24 protein-coding genes are annotated in these 23645 nt (G+C 67.8%); 6 read left to right on the top strand and 18 right to left on the bottom strand.

Annotated features, from left to right (window positions below; translation table 11 throughout):
* A partial coding sequence (locus ACQ3DC_RS19240; RefSeq protein ID WP_430752968.1) for a DUF222 domain-containing protein occupies positions 1-1182 on the top strand: 1182 nt, incomplete at its 5' end.
* A 19-nt stretch (positions 1183-1201) separates the two neighbouring features.
* Here ACQ3DC_RS19240 and ACQ3DC_RS19235 read toward each other — a convergent pair.
* From ACQ3DC_RS19235 to ACQ3DC_RS19215, 5 genes are all read right to left on the bottom strand, one after another.
* Entirely contained in the window at positions 1202-1756 is a 555-nt protein-coding gene (locus ACQ3DC_RS19235; RefSeq protein WP_430752967.1) for a dihydrofolate reductase family protein, read from the bottom strand.
* Between the two features lie 43 nt (positions 1757-1799).
* Positions 1800-2021, bottom strand: coding sequence for a hypothetical protein (locus ACQ3DC_RS19230; protein WP_104997881.1), 222 nt, complete (start codon positions 2019-2021; stop codon positions 1800-1802).
* Positions 2018-3319, bottom strand: a complete 1302-nt coding sequence (locus tag ACQ3DC_RS19225) for an inorganic phosphate transporter (RefSeq protein WP_323057216.1) — start codon at positions 3317-3319, stop codon at positions 2018-2020. The genes ACQ3DC_RS19230 and ACQ3DC_RS19225 overlap by 4 nt, the downstream gene beginning before the upstream one ends.
* Before the next feature lie 152 nt (positions 3320-3471).
* Complete coding sequence (locus tag ACQ3DC_RS19220; protein ID WP_430752966.1) at positions 3472-3978, bottom strand: HAD domain-containing protein; 507 nt, start codon at positions 3976-3978, stop codon at positions 3472-3474.
* 209 nt (positions 3979-4187) lie between these two features.
* Complete coding sequence (locus tag ACQ3DC_RS19215) at positions 4188-4622, bottom strand: VOC family protein (RefSeq protein WP_430752965.1); 435 nt, start codon at positions 4620-4622, stop codon at positions 4188-4190.
* Positions 4623-4751: 129 nt separating this feature from the next.
* Here ACQ3DC_RS19215 and ACQ3DC_RS19210 point away from each other — a divergent pair, with 129 nt between their 5' ends.
* Positions 4752-5372: an L-threonylcarbamoyladenylate synthase gene (locus tag ACQ3DC_RS19210; RefSeq protein WP_321216159.1), complete on the top strand. Its 621-nt coding sequence runs from the start codon at positions 4752-4754 to the stop codon at positions 5370-5372.
* 63 nt (positions 5373-5435) lie between these two features.
* Here the strand turns inward: ACQ3DC_RS19210 and ligD are convergent, their stop codons facing one another.
* Positions 5436-6458, bottom strand: coding sequence for a non-homologous end-joining DNA ligase (ligD, locus tag ACQ3DC_RS19205; RefSeq protein WP_430752964.1), 1023 nt, complete (start codon positions 6456-6458; stop codon positions 5436-5438).
* A 68-nt stretch (positions 6459-6526) separates the two neighbouring features.
* Here ligD and ACQ3DC_RS19200 point away from each other — a divergent pair, with 68 nt between their 5' ends.
* Positions 6527-7204 (top strand): alpha/beta hydrolase family protein, encoded by a 678-nt coding sequence (locus tag ACQ3DC_RS19200; protein WP_421093591.1) that lies wholly within the window; start codon positions 6527-6529, stop codon positions 7202-7204.
* A 59-nt stretch (positions 7205-7263) separates the two neighbouring features.
* Here the strand turns inward: ACQ3DC_RS19200 and ACQ3DC_RS19195 are convergent, their stop codons facing one another.
* The 8 genes from ACQ3DC_RS19195 to ACQ3DC_RS19160 form a co-directional block, all read right to left on the bottom strand.
* A complete protein-coding gene (locus tag ACQ3DC_RS19195; RefSeq protein WP_197432528.1) occupies positions 7264-7416 on the bottom strand; it encodes a hypothetical protein in 153 nt (50 codons plus the stop codon).
* Between the two features lie 154 nt (positions 7417-7570).
* The gene (gene hrpB / locus ACQ3DC_RS19190) at positions 7571-10231 is read right to left on the bottom strand and encodes an ATP-dependent helicase HrpB (RefSeq protein ID WP_430752963.1); all 2661 of its coding nucleotides are present in this window, start codon (positions 10229-10231) and stop codon (positions 7571-7573) included.
* A gap of 60 nt (positions 10232-10291) precedes the next feature.
* Positions 10292-10798, bottom strand: coding sequence for a hypothetical protein (locus tag ACQ3DC_RS19185; RefSeq protein WP_421093593.1), 507 nt, complete (start codon positions 10796-10798; stop codon positions 10292-10294).
* A gap of 64 nt (positions 10799-10862) precedes the next feature.
* Complete coding sequence (locus tag ACQ3DC_RS19180) at positions 10863-11231, bottom strand: hypothetical protein (RefSeq protein ID WP_421093594.1); 369 nt, start codon at positions 11229-11231, stop codon at positions 10863-10865.
* A gap of 155 nt (positions 11232-11386) precedes the next feature.
* Positions 11387-12325 (bottom strand): 5'-3' exonuclease, encoded by a 939-nt coding sequence (locus ACQ3DC_RS19175; RefSeq protein ID WP_157242394.1) that lies wholly within the window; start codon positions 12323-12325, stop codon positions 11387-11389.
* A 107-nt stretch (positions 12326-12432) separates the two neighbouring features.
* Positions 12433-14439 carry a vWA domain-containing protein gene (locus ACQ3DC_RS19170; RefSeq protein ID WP_421093595.1) on the bottom strand — a complete coding sequence of 669 codons (2007 nt, stop codon included), beginning with the start codon at positions 14437-14439 and terminating at the stop codon, positions 12433-12435.
* 7 nt (positions 14440-14446) lie between these two features.
* Positions 14447-15835, bottom strand: a complete 1389-nt coding sequence (locus ACQ3DC_RS19165) for a sigma 54-interacting transcriptional regulator (RefSeq protein ID WP_430752962.1) — start codon at positions 15833-15835, stop codon at positions 14447-14449.
* 160 nt (positions 15836-15995) lie between these two features.
* On the bottom strand, positions 15996-16931 hold the full coding sequence (locus ACQ3DC_RS19160) for a hypothetical protein (RefSeq protein WP_421093596.1): 936 nt from the start codon (positions 16929-16931) through the stop codon (positions 15996-15998).
* 97 nt (positions 16932-17028) lie between these two features.
* On the opposite strand from ACQ3DC_RS19160, the gene ACQ3DC_RS19155 reads away from it, so the two are divergent.
* On the top strand, positions 17029-17883 hold the full coding sequence (locus ACQ3DC_RS19155) for a glycosyltransferase family 2 protein (protein WP_421093597.1): 855 nt from the start codon (positions 17029-17031) through the stop codon (positions 17881-17883).
* Here the strand turns inward: ACQ3DC_RS19155 and ACQ3DC_RS19150 are convergent.
* Together ACQ3DC_RS19150 and ACQ3DC_RS19145 are read right to left on the bottom strand one after the other, a co-directional pair.
* Entirely contained in the window at positions 17837-18496 is a 660-nt protein-coding gene (locus ACQ3DC_RS19150; protein WP_157242398.1) for a cyclodeaminase/cyclohydrolase family protein, read from the bottom strand. The genes ACQ3DC_RS19155 and ACQ3DC_RS19150 overlap by 47 nt on opposite strands.
* Positions 18497-18578: 82 nt before the next feature.
* The gene (locus tag ACQ3DC_RS19145; RefSeq protein WP_321216147.1) at positions 18579-19202 is read right to left on the bottom strand and encodes a dihydrofolate reductase family protein; all 624 of its coding nucleotides are present in this window, start codon (positions 19200-19202) and stop codon (positions 18579-18581) included.
* Positions 19203-19490: 288 nt separating this feature from the next.
* On the opposite strand from ACQ3DC_RS19145, the gene ACQ3DC_RS19140 reads away from it, so the two are divergent.
* A complete protein-coding gene (locus tag ACQ3DC_RS19140; protein WP_323057227.1) occupies positions 19491-20087 on the top strand; it encodes a dihydrofolate reductase family protein in 597 nt (198 codons plus the stop codon).
* Between the two features lie 3 nt (positions 20088-20090).
* Here the strand turns inward: ACQ3DC_RS19140 and ACQ3DC_RS19135 are convergent, their stop codons facing one another.
* Together ACQ3DC_RS19135 and ACQ3DC_RS19130 are read right to left on the bottom strand one after the other, a co-directional pair.
* Complete coding sequence (locus ACQ3DC_RS19135) at positions 20091-21122, bottom strand: aldo/keto reductase (RefSeq protein WP_323057228.1); 1032 nt, start codon at positions 21120-21122, stop codon at positions 20091-20093.
* A 14-nt stretch (positions 21123-21136) separates the two neighbouring features.
* Positions 21137-22030 (bottom strand): SMP-30/gluconolactonase/LRE family protein, encoded by an 894-nt coding sequence (locus tag ACQ3DC_RS19130; RefSeq protein WP_430752961.1) that lies wholly within the window; start codon positions 22028-22030, stop codon positions 21137-21139.
* 329 nt (positions 22031-22359) lie between these two features.
* Between ACQ3DC_RS19130 and ACQ3DC_RS19125 the strand changes: the two genes are divergently transcribed.
* Positions 22360-23589 (top strand): S8 family peptidase, encoded by a 1230-nt coding sequence (locus ACQ3DC_RS19125; protein ID WP_430752960.1) that lies wholly within the window; start codon positions 22360-22362, stop codon positions 23587-23589.
* Positions 23590-23645: the final 56 nt, after the last annotated feature.

The following is a 23645-nucleotide window of genomic DNA, read 5'->3' as shown; positions in this document are numbered from 1 at the left end:
GCCGGAGCCCTGCTGGCCCGCTCCCACGCCCTGACCACCTCCCTGCCCCGGACCCTCGCAGCCCTGCACAACGGAACCATCTCCTGGCAGCACGCCACCGTCATGGTGGACGAGGCCGCCACCCTTGACCCCGCCGGCGCCGCCGCCCTGGAAGCCCACTTCCTGGACCCGGACACACCAAAACCAGCCACCGCCGCCCCGATCGGGGAGATCCCCGCGTACAGGTTCCGGGCCAAGGCGCGCACCTGGCGCGAACGCCACCACGCTGACTCCATCGAACAACGCCACGCCCAAGGGGTTTCGGACCGGCGGGTCGAATACCGGCCCGACCAGGACGGGATGGCCTGGCTCTCCGCCTACCTGCCCGCCCACCAGGCCACGGCCCTCTGGAACAAGCTCACCGCGCTCTCCCGGACCATGCAGGGACCAAACGAGCACCGCACCCTCACCCAGCTCCGGGCGGATAGTTTCGCCGAAGGGCTCCTCAACAGCGGCAACACTACCGGCGTTACCGGTGCAGCCGGTGCTGGCGACGGCGGCGAGGGAACCGGTCCAAGCCAAGCGCCAGTCCGGGCCGAGGTGCTGGTCACCGTGCCAGTGTTCGCCCTGCTGGGCTTGACGGACGAGCCGGCGGTGCTGGACGGGGCCGGCCCCATTCCGCCCTCGATGGCACGGGAGCTCGTCGCCGACGGTGCCAGCTCCTTCTACCGGGTGCTGGTGGACCCGCGGGACGGGGCGCCGCTGGAAATCGGCCGCACCAGCTACCGGGTGACCAAGGCGATGCGGAACTGGCTTAGGCTGCGGGACGGAAGATGCCCCTTCCCCGGCTGCAGCAACCACTCCCTCGACAACGAAGCCGACCACCTCCTCGCCTGGCACAACGGCGGCACCACCGGAGTCTCGAACCTCGGCCAGCCCTGCCCGAAACACCACAAACTCCGCCACACCAGCGGCTGGAACCCCACCCCGGCAACAAAAAACGAACCACCCGGCTGGACCTCACCCACCGGCCGCCACTACACAAGCGAACACCAGGACTGGGAACCACCCAAGTGGCCAGATCGGGCTGCGGAAGTGAAACGCCTGGAAGGATCAATCGCAGGCTGTACGGACTTCGCCTACACCGGGCTCTCCCCCGGCGAAGAAGCCCTCGAGCAGTTCCTGCACGCCCGCGACGGATGAACGTTGGTTGGGCTTCCGCTCAGGAGCCGGCAATTCCATCCAGCCGGTACCGCAGCTCCACGATTCCCCTGCCCATGGTGCGCGAGGCCACCAACTCAAGTGGCGGCGTCGGGCCTGCCAGCGGAAGCAGCCGCTTGCCATCCTCCAGTACCACCGGGATGACGGAGAGGATAAGTTCGTCGAGCAATCCGGCCGAAGCGAACTGGGCGGCGAGGTTCCCGCCGCCCACCACCCAGATGTTCTTGCCGCCGGCGGCCCGTTCGAAGTCTGCGAGGAACTCGGTGACTTCGCCGCGGACGAAGGTGATGTCGGAACCTGCCGGAGCCGTGTACTCATGCCGGGTGAACACGTAGGAGGGTGTGCCCGGGTAAGGCCAGTTGCCCGGCTCGTGCTCCAGGAGCCAGGCGTAGGTTCCGCCGCCCATGACGATGCAGCCGACATCTGCCATGAACGACTCGTAGCTTTCCTTGCCGCCCTCAAAACCGTCGAACTGCAGGAGCCAGCCCAGGTCATCGGTGGGCGTGGCGATAAAGCCGTCCAGGGACGCGGCGACGAAGTACTGGATACGTGGCATGGAGCCAGCCTAGCCAACGGCATCAGCGCCTGCCAGAGGCAGGTCAGCCGGAAAAGTACGGAATGATCAGGTACAGCCCGAAGAGCACTGCCAGGCCGCACAGGCCGAAGCAGACGTATGCGAACGCACGCTTGGTTCCTGGGGACACCTGCTGCGGGTCACCGGCGATGGCGGTCAGCCTGACGCCCAGGGAGTAGAGGACCACCACAGTCACAGCGGCCGCCAGGGTGGCACCGGCTACGGTCAGCAGTTCCAACCACTTCATCGTTGGGCATCCTTCGTGTCGACGGCTTCGGCTTCCGCCTGGGTGCCGGCTTCGGTTTTGTTAGTGGGCTGGGTGTTTGGCTCGGCCTGGGCGTTTGCCTTGGATTTTGCGCGCGCACGGGCACGTGCCAGGGCCTTCTTCTTGGCAAAACGGACGGCTTGTCCGGCTTCTTCCACCTCGATGGCGTTGTGATGGCCGACGGCGGACTTGCGTGAGTAGAAGAACATCAGCAGCACGGCTGCGGTGCCGGCAACGGCGGCAATCAAAACGCCAACCACGCCCGTCTTGACCAGGAGGGCGGTCAATGCCCCCACAATTCCGGCGGCGGGAAGGGTGAACAGCCACCCCAGGGCGATCTTGCCCACCATGTTCCAGCGCACGCTGGTTCCCTTGCGGCCCATGCCGGAGCCGATGACGGAACCGGAAGCAACCTGGGTGGTGGAGAGCGCAAAGCCGAGGTGTGAGGACGCAAGGATGGCAGACGCCGTGCTGGTCTCGGCCGCGAAGCCCTGGGCGGGCTTAACCTCGGTGAGACCGGCACCCATGGTGCGGATGATGCGCCACCCGCCGGCGTACGTGCCGATGGCGATGGCCAGGGCGCAGGCTGCAATAACCCAGAACTGGGGTCCTGAGCCGGCCTCCTGGGTTCCGGCGGCAATCAGGACCAGCGTGATGATGCCCATGGTCTTCTGGGCGTCATTGGTGCCGTGGGCCAGTGCAACCAGGCTGGACGTGAAGATCTGGCCGGTCCGGAAGCCGCCGCGCTTCTGGGTGAGCTTGCTGCCGGTCTCGGGATCGTGGCGCGAGGTCAGCGCGTAGGCGAGGCGCGTGCAGATGTAGGCAACGACGCCGGCAATAAGCGGTGCGAAGATCGCCGGGAGGATGACCTTCTGGAGGAGGCCTTCAAGGTTGATGGAGTTGAAGCCGATGCCGGCAATGGCGGCACCGATGAGCCCGCCGAACAAGGCATGCGAAGAACTTGAGGGAAGGCCCTTCAGCCAGGTGATCATGTTCCAAAGAATGGCACCCATGAGTCCGGCAAAGATGATGTCCGGCGTGATCTGGACGCCGTCCGATCCCTCACGGATGATTCCGCCGGACACCGTTTTGGCCACCTCCGTGGAAAGGAATGCGCCCACGAGGTTCAGGATGGCTGCCAGCGCCACCGCGGTTTTTGGTTTGATGGCGCCGGTTGCGATGGGCGTGGCCATGGCATTCGCGGTGTCGTGGAAACCGTTAGTGAAATCGAAAAATAGTGCCAGTGCGATAACCAGCGCCACCATGAAGGTGATATCCACCTGTTGCCCAATCTGCAGAGTCGACGTCCAGCAGTTTCTTTTCCGCCGGCTGCCCTGCACAGATAATTCACCAGCTGTTCGCTTGGAATGACTTGTGGCGGTAACCAGACCGGCGTGAAACCCTATCGATCGTACGCGTACCCAACAACAGGTCAAAACAACGGCTGTCCGAGAAACGACCGTATCCGCTCCAGTTCCATGGGCGAGATGCCGCGTCTCGGATCGGGGGAAACGGACAGGATGCGCCGGCCGAGGAGCCTGACCCAGGCCTGGGCCGCCGCCTCGAATGCCAACTGGTCGTCGATCCAGGCAACAGCCTCAAGGCCGGCGGCTTCCACGTCCTCCTGGATGGCGCGAAGCTTCCACCAGCCCTCCCCCGCGGCTGTCCCGCCTGAAGTCAGGTAAGGCCACCGTGCCCCGTCCAGGCCAATGGCCGGGCACAGGTACTGCGGGGCAAGTTCCTCCCAGCTGGTGAGCCAGACGCAGCGCACCCCCGGCATCGCGGCAATGCCGTTCAGCCCGTCCACGAGTTCCGGCGCATAGGCCACGGGCAGGAGGCCCGCATCGGCGTACTTCCAGCCGGATCCCCAAGCCCTGGCTCCGGTTGGCCCGAACGGACAAACGACGCCGTCGACGTCGAGATAGAGCGTGCGGCTCATTCCTGATCCGAACCGGGAACCTAGCCCTGCCGGAGGCCCGGTGGCCTGGCAGTGGCGGGCCGCTCATGTTCCGGGCCGGTGAATCTGACGTCTGGCTCCACGCCTACATCCTCGCACCGGCCCGGATTCTCCTCAATAACCCGGGGCTGCTGGGCCTGGGCGAGGACCGTTCAGCGCGCCTGCTTCGCGGCCCGAAAGAAGCTACCGTCCTAGGGTGTTCCCGTGGCAGCCTGGGGGTTGTTGACGTTGACCAGCCAGGCCACACCGAACCGGTCGGTGCACATGCCGAAGATGTCACCCCAGGGCGCCTGCTCCATGGGAACGGTCACCGTTCCGCCATCGCCACTGAGTTTCTCGTAGTACCCGCGCAGTTCCGCTTCATCGTCACCGCTGAGCGAGATCGAAATGGATGATCCCGGCGCGTACCCCATGCTGTTCGGCGTGTCCGCCCCCATCAGCACCATCCCCTGGGTGGTGGTCAGCATGCCGTGCATGATCTTGTCCGATTCGGCCGGATCGTCGCTGGCCTGGAACTCGCCGAAAGTGCTGAGGGCCAGGTCGCCGCCGAAGACCGCCTGGTAGAAGGTCATCGCCTCGCGGGCGTTGTCGCGGAAGCTGATGTAGGGGTTGAGAGTGGTCGGCATGGTGGATCTCCTTGAATGGGGACGGAACATGGTGGAACCAGACAACATCCTGCCTCAAACGAAGGTCGGGTGGTAGGGGATGCCGAACGGTGGTGCGCAAGGGACCGCCTGGGCCGTAGGCTCAGGGTCATGGCCAGATACTTTGACGTTCACCCCCAGGACCCCCAGCCCCGCGCCATCACCCAGGCAGTCAAGATAGTGCTCGACGGCGGGCTGATCGCCTATCCCACGGACTCCTGCTACGCGCTGGGCGCGCAGATAGGCAACAGGGACGCCCTGGACCGGATCAGGACCATCCGCCGGCTGGACGACAAGCACCACTTCACGCTGGTCTGCCGTGACTTCGCGCAGCTGGGCCAGTTTGTGCACATCGGGAACGATGTCTTTCGGAGCATCAAGGCCGTAACCCCGGGCGGCTATACCTTCATCCTGCCGGCCACCAAGGAGGTTCCGAAGCGCCTGCTGCATCCGAAGAAGAAAACGGTTGGCGTGAGGATTCCGGACAACCGGGTGGTTCAGGCACTGCTCGCGGAGCTCGGTGAGCCGTTGCTTTCGAGCACCCTGCTGCTCCCTGACGAGGAGGACCCGCTGACCCAGGGGTGGGAGATCAAGGAGCGCCTGGACCACCAGGTGGATGCCGTGATCGACGCGGGCGACTGCGGATCAGAACCCACCACAGTGGTGGACTTTTCCAGCGGCGTGGCGGAGGTTGTCCGGCGCGGCACCGGGGATCCCTCCCGGTTCGAATAGCTGCTGGCAAAGTGCGCGCGGGTAAGGACTTGGGGCGACGGCGGAGGTTGCCTTCCGCTTCCGCTACTCCTGCTTGCGCGCCCGGCTTGGCTGCACCCTGGGCGGCTCGCCCGGCATCTTGGGGTAGTCCGGCGGGAACGGAAGCTCGCCCAGCCCGGCCTTGAGGTCACGCTCCCACCACCCAAGGAGCGTGTCGATGGTTCCGGGGTTCCTGCCCATGTCCGCCCAGGGGTCACCGAGCGTCTTGAGCCGGTCCGGGACGGTGAGGACGGTGAAGTTCTTCGGATCCACGTTTTCCAGTTCATCCCAGGTGATCGGGCAGGACACCGGGGCGTGGGGCAGCGGCCGGGGGCTGTAGGCGCCGGCGATGGTGCGGTCCCGGTTGGCTTGGTTGAAGTCCACGAATACCCGCTCGCCGCGTTCTTCCTTCCACCAGGCGGTGGTGACCTTTTCCGGCATCCGGCGCTCCAGTTCCCGGGCCGCGGCGATGACAGCGTGCCGGACGTCAAGGAATTCCCGCACGGGCTCCACTGGCGCGTAAACGTGCAGTCCACGGTTCCCCGAGGTCTTGATGAAGCAGTCAAGGCCCGCCTCGGCCAGGACCTCCTTCAGCGCCAGCGCGGCAGGGATGGCGTCGTCGAAATCGGTTCCCGGCTGGGGGTCGAGGTCGATGCGCAACTGGTCGGGATTGTCCGTGTTTTCCGCACGGGAGGGCCAGGGGTGGAAAACGATGGTGTTCATCTGCACCGCCCATACGGCCGCTGCGGGTTCATCAAGGATCAGCATGGGATGGGAGCGTGCGCTCGGAAAGACCACCTTGGTGGACCGGACGAACGCCGGCGCACCTTTCGGCGGGTTCTTGGAGAAGAACATCTCGCCGTCGATGGTGCCCGAGAACCTCTGCAGGGCCACAGGCCTGCCACCGTTGGCAGCGATGAACGCTTCCCCGACATCGCAGATGTACTTCGCCAGGTCGAGTTTGGTGATTCCCGGCTCAGGCCAAATGACCCGGCTGGGGCTCGAAATGCGCATTTCCCGCTCGCCGTTCGGCCCCTGGACTGTGATGGTGGTCTGTTCGCTCGCCATGGGGACAACGTACACCCCTGCAACAGGAGGCCGGCAGATTTTGGCGGCCGGTCCGGCATGATGGACGCATGTCAGCTTCTGAAACCGCCCTCAGCATCCCGGTGGGCGAAGTCATGGTCTCCGGCACCTACGCGTGCCCTGACAGCCCGTCCGCCACGGTGGTGCTGGCGCACGGTGCGGGTGCGGGCATGGAGCATCCCTTCCTGCGCGGGTTCACCGACGCACTGAACTCCCTCGGCCTCGCCACCCTCCGCTTCAACTTCCCCTACCGGGAGGCCGGAAGGAAGTTCCCGGACCGCCCACCCACGGCGATCGCAGCGTGGCGGGCAGCCATGGCTGCGGCGGCAGGCCAGGGGGCGGAACACGGCGCCACCGGCCGCATCTGGGCGGCGGGCAAATCCTTCGGCGGACGGATGGCCTCGATGGCCGTGGCAGACGGGATGGAGGCTGCAGGACTGGTCTACCTGGGGTATCCCCTGCATCCGCCGGGAAAGCCCGACAAAGTCCGGGACGAACACCTTTACGGCATCACTTCACCGATGCTGTTCCTGCAGGGCAGCCGCGACACGTTCGCTACTCCCGGCATCCTCGAGGATGTGGTGCGCCGGATAGGACCCTCAGCTGTCCTGCAGTGGGTGGACGGCGGCGACCATTCGTTTGCGGTGGCCGGCGTGAAGCGTTCAGCCGCGGAAGTGGGCGCGTCCCTTGCCGAGCCTGTGGCTGGCTTCATCCGCGCCTCCGGCTGATTCGCAGCGGCCTTTGACGGGGCCGCTGCCCGGAACCAGGCGCCCAGGGAGTCCGGCTGTCAGGCGGCTTCCTCGTGCCACCAGCCTTCCCAGGCTGCGGAACTGAGCTGGCCTTCAGGGAATTCGGTTTGTCCGCTGCCGCCGCCGTGTGACCGGCTGTCATCACTGCGCCGGCCGTCGAGCAAGAGGTTAAGGCTGGTGAAGAGAAACATCTTTACGTCCTTCCGTTTCCTGTTGAGGACAACACTGTCCAAGTGGAAACGAGCCTATGCCGTGCATGTTTCAGCGCGTCGACGGTACGTAACGGGCGTGTATCGGAGATCTCACGCGGGGCCGCGGGCCCGGGGAGGCGAACGCGGCAGCGGGCTATTTCCGCTGCTTGGTCCGTGCGGTGGCCGGTGCGGTCCAGGGATCTTCCGGCCACGGATGCTTGGGATAGCGCCCCCTCATCTCGGCGCGGACCTGTGCGTAGGGTCCGGACCAGAAGGATGTCAGGTCGTCGGTGACGGCGAGCGGCCGCCGGGCCGGTGACAACAGGTGGAACAGGACCGGCACCCGGCCATGGACCAGGCGGGGCGTCTCTGCCAGCCCAAAGCACTCCTGGAGTTTGACGGCAACCACGGGCCGTTCCGTCCCCGCTGAAGGTTCCGGATACTCAATCCGCACCCTGGAGCCGCTGGGGACCTCCAGCCATTCCGGGGCGAGCTCATCCATCCTGGCTGCCTCCGGCCAGGGAAGCAGCCGCCGGAGGGGCCCGGTGAGGTCAAGTGTGTTGGCGTCCGCACCCCCTGCAAGCGCCTCGAGCTCGGGTCCCAGCCAGTCCTGCAGCCGGACAAGGAGCCCGGCCTCCGACACGTCCGGCCACGGTCCGCCCAGCTCACGGTGCAGGAAGGCGAGGCGGCTGCGCAAGGATGCTGCCGGCGTCGACCATTTGAGGACGGAAAGTCCGTCCTTTTGCAGCACTGCTGCTACCGCAGCCCTCCCCTCCGCGGGCGACGGACGCACGGGAGTGGACGCGAGCCCAATGGCGCCCAATCGCCGGACCCTGCGGGCGGTGACGCGGCCCTGCGTGAAGGCCGCCTCAACAGCCTCAGCCAGAAGGTGTGACGCCGCCGCCTCGGCAAGGCCGGCCGAGAGCGGAGCCGCGGCGCGGATCACGGCACCGGTGCCGGCGGAGTCCCTGCCTTCGGCGCGGGACACCTCGGCAACGGCCAGCCATTCCTGCCCTGCCAAGCTGCTTCCGGCCGGCAAGCCTGCCCGGGTCCCGGATGACAGCAGATAGCGCTCCGGCCCGTCGCCGGGGACCCTGCGTGCCACGCGGTCGGGAAAAGCGAGGGCGACGACGGCGCCCACCACCTCAGTGCCGCCGGTGAGGGCAGGAAGCGCGGGAGCTTCGGACAGCGGGCCTGCCTGCCCGGCCAGCGCCTGGAGGCGGCGGCTCTCCTCCGTCCAACGCCGCCCGGCCGGCCCGCTGTCACTGCGCAACTGGGACATGAGCCGCACCAGGTCTGCGCCGGGAGCGCGGCCATCACCTGCCACGGCAGCCACCACCTCAGCCGCCGCCCTGGAGCCGGCCGCTGCCGCGCCGTCGAGCAGGGCACGGGCCAGCCGCGGATCGGCGGGAATGCCGGCGAGGGTCCTGCCTGCGCGGGTGGCCTGGCCGCTGCCGGACACGGCCCCGAGCTCCGCCAGAACTTCCATCGCATCATCCATGGCCTGCTGCGGCGGCGCGTCAGGCAAGGGGAGGCCCTTCCCCCTTGGGGACCCCCAGCACGCCATCAGCAGGGCGGCGCCCGTCAGGTCCGCCACGTTGATTTCCGGGGTCACGTGGGCCGGCGCGGCGCCAAAGGCTTGCTGGCTGTAGCAGCGGACTACGGTCCCCGGCCCCTGGCGGGCTGCCCGCCCGGCACGCTGGTCCGCCGAGGCCCGGGAGCAGGAGACTGTGACCAGTCCGTTCATCCCGCGGGCAGCGTCACGCCGCGGCTCACGGGCAAGCCCTGAATCCACCACCAGCCGGACGCCGGGGACGGTCAGTGAGGACTCGGCGAGGTCTGTGGAGACGATGATCCTGGCGTTGTCGCCCGGGCGACGGCCGGATACCGCGCGGTCCTGTTCCGCCGGCGCTGCCTGGCCATGGAGTTCCAGCACGTCCGTCCCTGGGCCAAGCAGGCTGCGGAGCCTCGCCGCGACCTGGGAAACCTCCCTCGCCCCGGGGAGGAAGACCAGGGCATCTGTGGCGCTGTTCTGTGCCAGTTCACGCCGGTGGGCTTCCGCGGCCGTCCCGGCCACGAACTCCAGGAACGCGGGCGTTACTCCCCGGCCGTCCAGCCTGGCGGCGGGAGCCGGCCGCCACTCTATGCCCAAGGGATGGAGCGCGGAAGGGCAGTCGACGACGGGTGCCGGCCCGCCGCCGTCGTGGTCTCCCAGCAGGGCGGCAAACCGGGGCGCATCGAGGGTGGCGGACATTGCGACGACGGCCAGGTCGCCGCGCAGCTGGCGGACTTCAGCGAGCATGCCGACGAGCAGATCCGTTTCCAGCCCGCGTTCGTGGACCTCGTCCAGGACCACTGCGCCGGCCGTGGGGAGGTCCGGAGCGGCCAGCAGGCGGCGCAGCAGGATGCCGGGCGTGACGAACTCGATGAGGGTTTCGGGTCCTGCCTGGCGTTCGCCGCGGACGGTGTACCCGATGCGGCTTCCCAGCCGGCTGCCGTCCAGGGCGGACAGCCTGCGGGCGGCGGCACGGGCGGCGACGCGGCGGGGCTGGGTCACGACCACCCGGCCCGGCTGGCCGGTGGCGGACGCAAGGAGGTTTGCGAGGAGCGGCGGCACCAGGGTGGTCTTGCCTGTTCCGGGCGGCGCCTGCACTACTGCCGTTCCTCCGGCACCTGCTGTTCCTCCGGCACCGCTGCGGCCCAGGGCTTCAGCCAAAGCCGCGAGCGAGTCAGCGAAGGGCAGTCCGGCGCCGATGGCCGCCAGGTTGAAGGCCTTGCCGGCTGGCGGCACCTTCAGGCCGCTCGGAGAAGTCATCCCTCCATTTTGCCCGGAACTTCGCTGCCGCCGTGACGGAGGCCCGGCCTGACACCGGGATCAGGGCTTTCCCGTACCTTTGGTCCTACCCCTGGAATCTTTGGCGGCTTCGGGCAGTCCCGGTCCCTGGGGTGCGGATTCGGGCGCCGGGGCGGCGGCGGGCGATTCCGGTTGGGGCGGGACGGGCTGCGACTGCGTGGCGGAAGCGTCCGTGGTGGGGGTTTCGGCTGCGACAGCCGTTGCTTTGGCTGCGGAAGCCGCAGCGGCCTGGGCTTCGATGTGGCGGGTGATCTCGGCCCGGACCGACGACAATGCGGCTTCGATGCCACGGTACCTGGACGCCGAGACCAGGCCCCCTGCGGCGGCAGCCTCCAGGTCATTTTCGAGCGCGTCCAAGGCAGCGAGGGCGCCGTCCAGCCTGTTCTCCGCGGCGGCCTGGCTCACGTTGAGCACGCGGATCTGCAAGCCCTGAAGGGTTGCCTCATCCGAGTCGGAGCCGCGAAGACCTGCGGAGGCAAGGAATGCTCCGGCCACCAGGGCGGCAGCTGCGAGTATGGCGGCCAGCACGGTCCAAACCGTCCGCCGCTGGGGCTTCGGGAGAGCCTCCCCCGAGTGTCGGGGCCCTGGAATCTCAGGCGGCATGCTTGCCCTGCAGGGGCACGACGGCGGCCGGCCGGGGGTGCAGGACCGTCACGGCAGTAGTTTCGATTGCGTCAATTGCCGGTGCAGGGACAGCCGCTGCTAGTGTCAGGGCCGCAGCAGGTGCCGCTTCCGGAACTGCTGCCAGGGGTACCTGCGTTGTCCGGGGGGCTTTCCGGAGAACCCGGCGCACGGCTGCGCGAAGTACTGCGGCGAGCAGCTGGCCCAGACCCACGCCCAAGAGCACGTGACCGGCGAGGTACTGGCCACCATGGCCTGCAGCACCGAAAGGCGCGCTGGCCGCCAGCGCCGCTCCGGCGGCGGCCACCAGGGACCAGATGGCACCAATAACTGCACTCATGTGTTCGACCTGCTCCCGCTTCTCCGACTAATCAGCAAGCTTACTACTAATGGTCAGCAAGCTTACTACCCGATCCGGACTACGCAAGCGGGACGCAAGGGTGAGTGTGCGGCGTGGTGCGTTGAGGGAGCGCCACAAAGAAGGAACTGCAGTCCCTACCGCTGCAGGTCGAGGGCCGCCAGGAGCCGCCGGACCGAGCCGCCCAGGTTCCACTCGCTGGCGAGGCGCTCCAGTTCGGTGCGCGGCTCCCCCGCAACGGGGCTTAGCTTGGCCCCAGCCTGTTCGGGGCTGGGCAGGTCCAGGTCCCGCACGAGCCTGACGACGGCGGGGGCAACCGAGAGGTAGTCCGCGGCGGCGGCCAACCTGGCCCGCACCGGTGCGGACAGTCCGCTGCCGGAATGCCCGGCCGCTTCCAGGAGCCCCTCCAGGGTGCCGTGCTTGAGCAGCAGCGACGCTGCCGTCTTTTCGCCGATACCCGCGACGCCCGGCAACCCGTCCGAGGCGTCGCCGCGCAGGGTCGCATAGTCGGCGTACTGCCGGGGCAGCACCCGGTACTTGGCCACCACCACTTCTTCGGTGATGACTTCGAGGTTCTTCATGCCGCGGGCGGTGTAGATCACCCGGACCTGACGTTCGTCGTCGCAGACCTGGAAGAGGTCACGGTCTCCGGTCACCACGTCCACGGGCAAGTCCGCGTGGCTCGCGTAGGTGCCCACGACGTCGTCGGCCTCGTGGTCAGGCGCGCCCACGATGGCGATGCCGGCGAGCCCAAGAACCCGGCGGATCATCGGAAGCTGCGCCTCCAGCGCATCCGGAACCACCTCGACGTCCGGTGCGCCCGCGACGGCCTCCGCCACCCGGTGCGCCTTGTAGGTGGGGAGAAGGTCCACCCTCCATTGCGGGCGCCAGTCATCGTCCCAGCAGGCGATCAGGTGCGTTGCCTGATAATCAGTGGTCAGCCGCGCAATCATGTCCAGCAGTCCCCGGACGGCGTTGACCGGTGTGCCGTCCCCGCGCCGGATCGTATCCGGCATTCCGTAGAAGGCGCGGAAGTACAGCGAGGCAGTGTCCAGCAGCATCAGGCGGTCAGGCATACTCCGATCCTCACACGGATCAGCCCTGCGCGGCCATCAGCCCGGGCCACGATTCCGCGGTTCTCCATGCCCGGCGTCCACGACCGGGCACCCATCCCGTGCTGTGGCTAGGAGGCCCAGTCGGAGTCTCCGAACGCGCGTCCGCGGAAGTGCGCACGCAGGTACTCCCCCACCACGGCGGCTCCGAGGTCCCCGGCCTCGGGGGCCACCACCCTGCCATCCACCCGGCGCACCATGCGCTGCACGAACCGTTCCAGGCTGGGGTCGTTGCCCAGCCTGAAGAACGTGGCCTGCGTGCCGGCACGGCCCAGCCGGTCCAGTTCCGCCACCGTCACCCGGATGGTTTCCGGGTCCGGTGGCCAGCAGAACCACGGTTCGCCTTCCGCAAGCAGGTGGGCGGTGGGCTCGCCGTCGGTCACCACCAGGAGGACGGGCTGCATGGAGGGATGCTTGCGGAAGAACCGGCCGGCCAGCAGCAATCCGTGGTGCAGGTTTGTTCCTTGTTCACGCCGGGGAGGCATGGCCGTGAGCTCGCCTATATCCATCGCCTGGGCATAGCGGCCGAACGTGATCAGCTCCAGCCTGTCCCCGCGGAAGCGCGTGGACACGAGGTGGTGCAGCGCCAGGGCAGTGCGCTTCATGGGCACCCACCGCCCCTCGGCGGCCATTGAGAATGAAACGTCCACAAGGAGGACGACGGCGGCGTGGGTGCGGGCCTCTGTCTCGCTCACCTCGATGTCCGCGGGGGTGAGGCGGAGTCCGGCGCCCGGGGTCCCGCCGTCGGCCGCGGTACGGCTGATCGCGTTGGTCAGCGTGCGCGTGACGTCCCAGGGCTCGGCGTCCCCGAACTCCCATTGGCGGCTGGAGCCGGTCTGCTCGCCGGCAGCTCCCGCCACGCGGGTGTCCCTGCGCCCCTGCCTGCCGGACAACTGTTTCGCGGTATCCCGCAGGAGTGACTTCCCGAGCCGCCGCATGGCCTGGGGCGAAAGCCGGAGGTCCCCGTCCGCGCCACGGCGCAGGTACCCGCCGTCCTGCATGGCCCGCTCGATCTCCGCCAGCGTGCGTGCGGTGACGGCGGCGTTCTGCCCAAGCTGGCGGGCCAGGGCATCCAGGTCCAGGTCGCCGAGCGTTGATCCGTTGTAGGACTGGGAAAGCTGCTCGGCGAGTTCGTCCAGTTCCGCGATGTCCTGGAGGACGCCGGTGCCGTCGCCGAGGCCCAGCCCCTCCTGCCCCTCGAACCGCTCCGACCCGGTCCAGTCCTCTCCGGGACGCAGTGACCGAAGGGTGTCGTCGAGCCGGTCGAGCTGGGCCATCAGTTCCGGCGACCCGAAAGCCTGTGCGGACAGGCGCATCAGCTCCTCCCGCTGCTCCGGCGACATGGACTGCAGGAGCCGCTGGGCCGCAGCTGCCCGCTTGGCCAGTGCGTCAATCAGCTCCTCCACGGACTGCGGATCTTCCGGGAAGTGGTGGCCGTGCCGCGCCATGAACTCCTGGAAGTCAGCCTCCGTGTCCTGCCCGCGGCGGTGTTTGTCCAGCAGTTCGTTCAGGTCCCGGAGCATCCCGCTGACGGCTGCCCGGTCCTCTTCCGTGGCGTTCTCAAGCGCCTGCTTCATGCCGGCGAAGCGCTGGTCCAGGGCCTCGCGGCCCAGCAGGTCCTTGATCCGCTCGTACGCTTCCCTGGCGGCGCCGGACTGCCAATCATAGGAAGCGAGCTCGTTGACGGCCGCCGCGGTGGATTGGGGCAGGTTCTGGAGCTGCATCTCCCGGAAGGCACGGTCCGTGTTGTCCATCATCGCGTCGCGGGCGAGTTGTTTGCGTTCCTCCAGGAGGGCGGTATCCAGGAGCTGCCTGACCTCGCTGAGGGTTCCGTCCAGCCGGTGCCTGCCAAGCAGTTCACTGCGGCGCTGCTGGACGCGCCGGGCGAGGTCGTCCAGGCCTTCCCGGCTCCGGCCGCCGCGCCGGAGGAATTCCTGCAGGGCGTGGCGGGGTGAGTAACCTGCCATCACGTCGTCGGCGACGGCGTCCAACGCCTCCGCCAGGTCGACGGGCGGGGCAAGGGGATCGGGTCCGCCCGTGTACCGGCCGTACCTGGCGGAGTGGTGGTGGCTGTCCATGGTGCCCCTAGCCGTAGACCGTTTCCTCGTCGTCGGACTCCTTGGAGATCCGGCGGGCAAGGTAGAGGCCTTCCAGGGCGAGTTCGATCGCGGCGGCGCGCTCGCCCTTTGACTTTGCGCCGAGGCGGATGCCGATTTCGTCGTAAAGGCCCGATCCATTCAGGGACGGCAGGTTCTTCAGGAACTCCTGCGCCGTGACGTGCTCTCCGGTGGTGACTGTGGTGTGCCCGTCGAGCGCTGCCACGAGCGGGCCGAGATCGAGGCCCTGGTAGTGCGCGCGCACCGCCTCGGCAGTGGCTGTGCGCAGGAGGTGGTCAAGGACGGCTTGCTCGCGGCCTTCCTCACCCGACTCGAACTCGATCTTGCCGGTCAGGACTTCCACCGCTGTCCCAAGGTCCACTATCCGGGCCACAGCCTCGGCCTCGCCGCGCACACTCGCCCGGCGGAGCGCCGCGGCAGCCACTGTTTCGGCTCCCGCGATGGCGAACCGCGCCGAAACCCCCGAGGTCTGGTTGATCGCCGGGGATTGCCGCAGCGCGCGGGTGTAACGCGCCAGGATCTCAAGGATGACCGGCGGGACGTTGGCCACCAGCTGCCCCTCCTGCCGGATGACGGCCACCTCGTCGTCGAGCTCGATTGGGTAGTGCGTCCGGATCTCGGCGCCGAAGCGGTCCTTCAGCGGCGTGATGATCCGGCCCCGGTTGGTGTAGTCCTCCGGGTTGGCGGACGCGACCACCAGCACGTCCAGCGGCAGGCGGAGCACGTAGCCCCGGATCTGGATGTCGCGCTCCTCCATCACGTTCAGCATGGACACCTGGATCCGTTCCGCAAGGTCCGGCAGCTCGTTAATCGCGATGATGCCCCGGTTGGAACGCGGAACCAGGCCGTAATGGATGGTCTCCGGATCCCCGAGGCGGCGGCCCTCGGCCACGCGCATCGGGTCCACGTCGCCAATCAGGTCAGCGACGGACGTGTCCGGCGTGGCCAGCTTCTCCACGTACCGCTCCGACCGGTGGCGCCACGCCACCCGCAGCCGGTCACCCTCAGTGAGGGCGAGGGCACGGTAGTGCTCGGTGATGGGCTCGAAGGGGTGTTCGTTCAGTTCCGAGCCCTCGATGACCGGCGACCATTCATCCAGCAACCCCGCCAGGGTGCGGAGGAGGCGGGTCTTGCCCTGCCCGCGCTCGCCGAGCAGCACCACGTCGTGGCCGGCAATCAGGGCGCGCTCCAGCTGGGGAATGACCGTGCGGCTGAACCCGTACAAACCTGGCCACGGATCCCTGCCGGCGGCGAGCGCGGCGAGGAGGTTGTCTCGGATTTCCTGGCGGAGGTCCTTGTGGGCGTGGCCGGCGGCGCGCAGCTCGCCAACTGTGAAGATATCGGGACGATCAGTCACCCCTCCACGGTAGCCCCCTCCCGTGCCGTGAATCGAGGACTTTCGCCAAACACCCGTTCGACGGCGGCTGCCCCTTCCCCCGGGAACCCGGGCGGGGCCGCGTCATGCCGGTGGACGGGACCGGGATGCGCCGCCCGTGGCCGCTGCTCTGAGGCCAATTTCATCCCGCGCTGCCGGTACTGTCCCACCAGCGGAGCACGCGAAGGCACCGCAGGGTGGTCATGCGGCTGGGGCCCTGCGGTTCTGGCGGGAACCACTGCCTGCCCGGGTATGGCGCGTACCGCTTCCAGCTGCCGTCAGGATTCCGGGCCGCGCGGACCCTTTCCACGGCATCCGCGAGCCGGGGATCGGGCGCTGCTCCGCTCGCCCGGAAGTATTCGAGTCCCCGGAGGACATCGAAGTGCCATTGCGGCGGAAACGGGAACCGGGTGAATGCCCCGTCGGCCACCTCGCCGGTGGTGTGTGAGCGGTACAGGTGATGGGCCAGGAAGAATTCGCGTCCCTTCGCGGCTGCCGCCCGCACGTCGGCCGGTCCGCCGGACCGCCCGTAGGCATCGAGTGCCTCGAGGACGGTGATGCTGGTGTGGAAAGAACCGTGGCGGGAGCCTGTCCGCCTGGTCTGGCAGTTCCACCCGCCGTCGGGAAGCTGTTCCTGGAGCAGCCAGGACACGGCCGCGTCCAGCCGCGGCTCCCCGTAACGGAAGTAGGAGGCCAGGAGGACAAGCATTCCTACGACGCACGTGTCCGGGGGTCCGCGCCACAGGCTGGGTCCGCCGTCGTAATACCTGGCGCCGTCCCACAGGCAGTGGCAGCCGCGGACCGCCTGCGGGTTTTCCTCCGGAAGGCCCAGCCGGTGCAGGAGCAGGAGCGTGTAGGTGGTGGAAGTCCACTTGGGCAGGTAGAGCCCCTGGGACCAGGTGCCGGCCCCGTCCTGTTCGCCCAGGAGCCGGGCGCCCCAACCTTCCGTTGCCACGCGGCGGCGTTCGGTGAGGACCTCGTCGTCGCCGGCGCCGCGCAGGTCCTGCAGCACCTGCCACCTGATCGCCGGATCGCCCTCAAGCAGCCACGCCGTTACCCTTTCCAGAGTCCCTGCCACGCCAGCCACGCTAGTAGGTTGCGCAGGCAGTGCGGTAGGGCAGTTGGACCCCCGGGGCCTTCTTGCGCCAGCATTGGGGCAAGGGCGAAGGCCGCGAATGCACAGGGTGCTGAAGGTCGAGGGGGCTGCAGTGGACAGCGGGTATGCGGGCGGTGACGCCCCGGCCGTTTCGGTGGTGATCCCCACCCGGAACGACGCGGAAATGCTGAGGACGTGCCTGCACCTGCTCTCCCGGCAAACCAGGCCGGCCCACGAAATCATCGTGGTGGACAACGCCAGCAGCGACGACACGCCCGCCGTCTGCACCGCCGCCGGGGTACGCCGCATCCCCGTGGATCTGCAGGGCATTCCTGCCACGGCCGCCGCCGGCTTTGATGCGGCGGCAGGGGACATCATCGCCCGGCTGGACACGGACTCCAGGCCCGCGGCCGACTGGCTGGAACGGGTGGAGGCCGACCTGGCGGCGGCGGGCCCCATGACCCTTGTAACCGGGCCGGCCGATTTCTATGGCGGGAGCCCGTGGGTCCGCTGGGCCGGAAGGCATGTGTTCCTGAGCGGCTATTTCAAGGTCTTCCGGCTGCTGCTGGGCCATCCCCCGGTCTTCGGTTCAAACTTCGCACTGCGGCGGGAAGTGTGGCAGGAGATCAGCCGCAGCGTGGTACGGGACAACGCGGATGTCCACGACGACGTCGATATCTCCTACCGCCTCCGCCCCGGGATGACGGTCATCTACGACCCCGCCCTCACCGTTGGCGTCTCGTCCCGACCGCTTACCAGCTGGGCATCCTTCCGCCGCCACGGGGCCATGACACTGACCACGTGCCGCGTTGAGTTCCGGGAAGAAGCGCCGCTGCGGCGCCGCCTGGACCGTTTGCAGGTACGACGGCGGCGGGAAGTGCGGCGGTTCAGCCGGCGTCGGTGGGTGCGGCACGGTGATCCACCGCGGCCGTGAGCTGGTCGATGCGTTCGAGCGCCGAGGTAAGCTGCTCCACGGCCGCCCACAGCGCCTGATGCTCTTCCCTGACCTGGTCCAGCGTGGCACCGGCAGACCTCAGGGTGGCGAGGTCGAAACTGACGTTCGTGCGTGCCCCCGCAACCGCTGCCCTCAAGGCGCCGAATCCGACGACGACATCAGCTATGAGCGCAGGGTTCCCGTTGGAGGCGAGCCAGCCAAGGTCATCAATGGCAGCAACGGCCCTTTCGCCCAGCACGGCGGAGGCCTTGGCTGCGTCAACGGAGGCCCGGTGTACCGCCCGGTCCCGTTCCGGGCCGCGTTCAAGCCGGAAGGCGGCGCCGAACGCTTCGGAGGCGGCAGCATCGTCGTCGGCCAACTTGAGGGCATCGGTGCGAAGGGCGCAGGCCCGCTCGTGCAGGGCAGCGAGTTCCGGCCCCTGGTGCTCCTTGGGTTCCGTGTAGCCGGCGACCATTGACGCCAGCGACGCTGCGATGGCCAGCATCACTCCCGTCCCTGCCCCTCCGCCGGGCGAGCCCTTTGACTCCGCCAGTGCACGCGTCCACTCCTCAACAGTTGAGCCTTGGGTGGTCACAGCAGCCGAATCAGTCATGCCATCAAGTGTGCCCTGTCCCCGGCAGGTATGCCGCGGCCGGCGACACCCCCAGGACCTATGACCGTCCCGCCGTCGTAATTCACTCCGGCGGTCCGTCCAGCACGGTGGGAATGTACTCGAGCAGCTGCAGCCTGCCGTCAAACGTCCGGCTCTCCACCAGCTTCAGGGCGATGTCGGGATAGCCGTCGTAGATCCGCTCCCGGCCGGTGCGCCCGGTAATCACCGGGAAAACCACCAGCCGGAACCTGTCCACCAGGCCCGCCGCGAGCAGCGACCGGCAGAGCCGCAGGCTGCCGAGCGTGCTCAGGGGCCGGGTCCCGGTCCGTTTCAGCTCCTTCACTGCCGCGACGGCGTCGCCGTTGACCAACTCCGAATTCGGCCAGCTCAGCGGCCCCTGGAGCGTGGAGGAGAAGACCACCTTCGGCACCGCGGCAAGCCCCGTGAGGCTGGCCCCTTCTTCCTCCGAAAACGCTGAGCCGCCGGCAGCCGCCTCCTCGGACATGCCGGACATCAGCCGGTAGGTATTGGCACCGAGCAGATACGTACGGTCTTCCTTCCCCTCCTGGTCCAGCCAGGCCAGGTATTCCGGCCCCTCCAGTCCCCACCAGCCGGGCCAGCCCTCCGCAGAGGCATACCCGTCCAGGGAAATGATGAAGTCAACCATCAGCTCTGCTGATGGCGCCTCCGGGGTTGCCTCGCCCATGGCCGTCTCCTTTGATGGCAGGTGCCGGCCATGCTATCCCTGCTGCAATCGGGCCTTCAAGGGCCTGCGCCGGGGTACATGGCCAGGGCGGTTTGCCGGCCACCCCATTTCGGGCGGACTCCCCGGACTCCCCCTCCGCCGGCCGGCGTGAGATCATGTGCGGATGGAACGCCTTCAGCGGCTCCGTCCCGAGGGGCTCACCGTGCCCGGCACGTTGATCGGGATCAGTGCAGTTGCCGCCCTCTTTCGATAAAACCCCCCGCAAGCCCCCAGTGCCCTAAGGAAACCATGAGCAGCGTCACGTGCGATCTGACCGTATCCCTCGACGGATTCCTTGCCGGTCCGAACCAGACCCCGGACAACCCGTTGGGCGAGGGTGGCGAGGACCTGCACCGGTGGCAGTTCGAAGAAGCCGAGGCCAATGCCGAAGCGCTGAAGGGCATCCTCTCCGCGGGTGCCTACATCATGGGCCGCAACATGTTCGCCGGTCCCGGAGCCGGACCGTGGGGTAAGGACTGGCGCGGCTGGTGGGGCGAGGAGCCTCCCTACCACGCTCCTGTCTTTGTCCTCACGCACCATCCGCGTGCTCCCCTGGAGATGGAGGGTGGCACCACCTTCAATTTCGTCAGTGACGGCATCGAAGCGGCGCTGGCCCAGGCACGCGAGGCCGCGGCCGGCAAGGACGTCGCCGTTGCCGGCGGTGCAGAGACTGCCCGCCAATACCTTTCGGCCGGCCTGATCGACGAATTGCGGCTGCACATCGCGCCGCTGACCCTCGGCGCGGGCGAGCGGCTCCTGGACGGCGTCGGGAACCTGAAGCTGGAACCGACGGAAGTGCTGGGAACCCGGCTAGTTACTCACGTGCGTTACCGCATGATCCGCTAGGCGCTACCTTCCCCCTTCAATCCTGCGGCTCCGCTGCTCCTGCGCCAGCGGGCCGTACGGATAGACGCCGGTCTGGGGCTCGCTGGCCTGCGTCAGCCGCCTGGTTTCGTCAGGGGTGAGCTGCACGTCGGCGGCAGCAAGGTTGTCCGCGAGCTGTTCGGTGGTCCTCGCACCCAGGATCACCGACGTGACGGCCGGCCTGTCCGCCAGCCAGGCCAACGCCACCTGGGAAGGGCTGATGCCGCGGGCGGCGGCGATGCCTTCCACGGCATCAATGACGGCCCAGGTACGGGGATTGTCATTGCGCGCCTTCCAGGCCTCCATGCCGCGTTCGGGGTTCTCCCCAAGGCGCGTGGCTCCTTGGGGGGCCTGGTCCTTCTTGTACTTGCCGGACAACCACCCGCCGCCGAGCGGAGACCACGGAAGCAGGCCAACCCCGGCGTCAAGCGCAGCCGGAACAATCTCGGATTCGATCTCACGGACCAGGAGGCTGTATTGGGGCTGCAGGGTGACCGGCGGGTTCCAGCCGTGGGCACTGGCAACGTGGACGGCTTTGGTCAGCTGCCACCCCAGGAAGTTGGAGAAGCCGTAGTAGGCAATCTTGCCGCGGCTGACAGAGTCTTCCAGGAAGCGCAGCGTCTCCTCCAGCGGTGTGATCGGGTCCCAGGCATGCATCTGGTACAGGTCGATCTGCTCCACTCCCAGGCGGCGGAGGGAATCGTCCAGGGCGCGGGTCAGGCGCCGGCGGGACGTTCCGACGTCGTTCGGTGACGTCCCCATTGGAAAGCGGCCTTTGGTGGCCACCACCGCGCTGTCCCTCTCCTCCGGCCGCTTGGCAAGCCAGCGGCCGATGATCTCCTCGGAAACGCCCTTGCTGTAGACGTCGGCGGTGTCGATGAAATTGCCGCCCGCAGCAAAGTAGCTGTCCAGGATTGCGTAGGACGACTCCTCGGTGGCCTCCGCACCGAACGTCATGGTTCCCAGCGCGTAGCTGGAAACGACGGTGCCGCTGCGGCCCAGGGTTCTGTAGTGCATGGTTATCCTCGTGATCAGTTGGCGGTGGGATCAAACGTGAAGGCGGCCGCATCCCGGGTGGTGGTGCGGATCCGGTAAAGGCTTGTGGTCGCCGTGATGTAAAGGTCCTGGCCGTCCGGGCCCCCGAAGCACAGGTTCGATACCGTCTCGGGCACGGCAAGGGTCCCCAGGAGTTCGAAGCCCGGGGAATAGACCCTGACTTCGGGTCCGGCAGAGGTCCAGATCCTCCCCTGGACGTCAACGCGCAGGCCGTCAGCGGCGTGGCCGTCTTCAAGCTCGACGGCGGTCTTCCGGCGGCTGCATACGCTGCCGCTCACGTCATAGGCGACGATCCTCAGCGGTACTCCATGGCTTGGCCCTGCGGTGTCGGAAACGTAAAGCACCGACTCGTCCGGCGAGAAGGCCAGGCCGTTCGGGTACACAAGGTCCGTGATCACGGCCGTGAGAGTGCCGGCAGCAGGCTCGAAGCGGAACACATGGCAGCCTCCGTACTCCTGCTCACCTTCATGTCCCTCCGTGGTGCCCGGAAGAATTCCGTACGGCGGGTCGGTGAACCAGATGCTGGAGTCACGCGAAATCACGACGTCGTTGGGTGAGTTCAGGCGACGGCCGCGGAAGGAATCCACCAGGCCAGTCACGGTGCCCTCCTGGTCGCGCTCGACCCGGCGGCGGCCATGGCTGCACTGCACTACGCTGCCGTCGGCGTCGAGCGTCCGTCCGTTGGTGAACTCGACCCCCACCGCGTACTCCCTGATGGTTCCCGTGGCTGCGTTGAATTCGAGGATGCGGTTGTTGGGGATATCGCTCCAGCGCACAGTGCATGAGCGGGGCACCCAAACGGGCCCCTCGGCCCACACCGAGCCGGTAAACAGGCATTCCAACTGGCCTGCTGTCAGTCCCTCAGCCATTTTGAGCCCCTTCGCATTCCAGCCTTCGCACGCCCGTGCCCTCGTCCGGGGCGATCCGGCCGGCGGGCGTCAGGCATTACGGGAAACGATAGCGCGGCGAGTCCCAGGCAGAGGGGAACATCCACGCGGGAGACCTCCATGTCCTCATCGTGAACCTGGCTGCCGTCCCGAAGGCACTGGGTTCGATCCGGTAACGCCGGAGTAACGCCACCAGACGTAAACCTAGCGCCATGTGGAGCGCGGTTCCCCGCCCGGCACTGCCAACACAACTGCTGCAGCCGATGCGCCCAAAGCGCAGCCCCGTCCGTGGAAAGGCCAAGGAGCCCAAGATGTCACAGCTACCCAACCAGAAGATCGTCATTTTGCGCGCCCCGTCCCTGGGCGCTACCCGTGACCCTTTCGATGGACCGGGAGCAGCCCCGGGACTCGAAAGCACCGCCCAGAACATCGCTGAACGCGCCGTGGGGCTGACGGTGGATCGGGAGGAGAACCCCTCAAATGCCACCCTCACCGCACTGCGGAACGATCCCACTGTCCTTGGCTTCGCCCCTGCCATGCCAATGAAACTCATTGAGCCCCTCGCGGCCGATGCGGCACCCGCCGCTGCCGCCACGTGGGGCGTCAAGGCCGTGGGCGCGGATAAATCGCCGTTCACAGGCGCCGGTGTGACCGTATCGGTCCTTGACACCGGCATCGACGCCACCCATCCGGCCTTCGCCGGCGTCAACCTGGTCACGAAGGACTTCACGGGGGCGGGCAGCGCTGACGACGACAACGGCCACGGCACCCACTGCGCAGGCACCATCTTTGGCCGCGACCTCTCAGGCCAGCGGATCGGCGTCGCACCCGGCGTCCAGAAGGCGGTAATCGGCAAAGTCCTTGGAGGCCCGAACGGCGGCAGCAGCGACATACTTGCCTCGGCGATGCTGTGGGCGGCCGACAACGGTGCCCAGGTCATCTCAATGTCCCTGGGAATGGACTTTCCCGGGTGGGTGGACGAACTGGTCAAAGTGAACGGCTTGACCATCCCCGCCGCCACATCAATAGCCCTTGAGGGCTACCGCGCCAACGTCAGGCTTTTCGAGCAGCTCGCCAACCTTCTCAACGCCCGCGCCTCCGTCGCCCAGACCACAGTGGTGGTCGCAGCGGCCGGGAACGAAAGCGAACGCAACGGCAATCCCGCGTACGAGATCAACGTTGCCCCGCCGGCCGCGGCCTACGGAATCACGTCCGTGGCCGCCCTCGCTGACGGTGCCAACGGGCTCACCGTAGCCCCCTTCTCCAATACGATGGCGACCGTGGCCGGTCCCGGCGTCGGGGTTTTCAGCGCCTGGCTCAACGGCGGCACCAAAACCATCAGCGGAACCAGCATGGCAACACCCCACGTGGCCGGCGTGGCGGCGCTATGGGCTGAAAAGCTCCTTGCTCAAGGCCCCCTCAGTCCGGTACTCCTGCAGGCCAAACTGATCGCCTCGGGAACGTTCCGGCCCCTTGCGGCCGGAACGGATCCAGTGGACGTGGGCGCAGGCTTGGTCCAGGCACCCACGAACGCCAACTAAGTGATTCCGCGTTCTTGGCGAAACCGCAGTTGATGCCACGCCCGAACAGCGCTAAA

This window comes from Paenarthrobacter sp. NEAU-H11 (assembly GCF_050573415.1).
In the GTDB taxonomy this organism is placed as follows: domain Bacteria; phylum Actinomycetota; class Actinomycetes; order Actinomycetales; family Micrococcaceae; genus Arthrobacter.
Note: the sequence above shows the minus strand (reverse complement) of the source record. Positions and strands in the feature narration are given on the sequence as shown.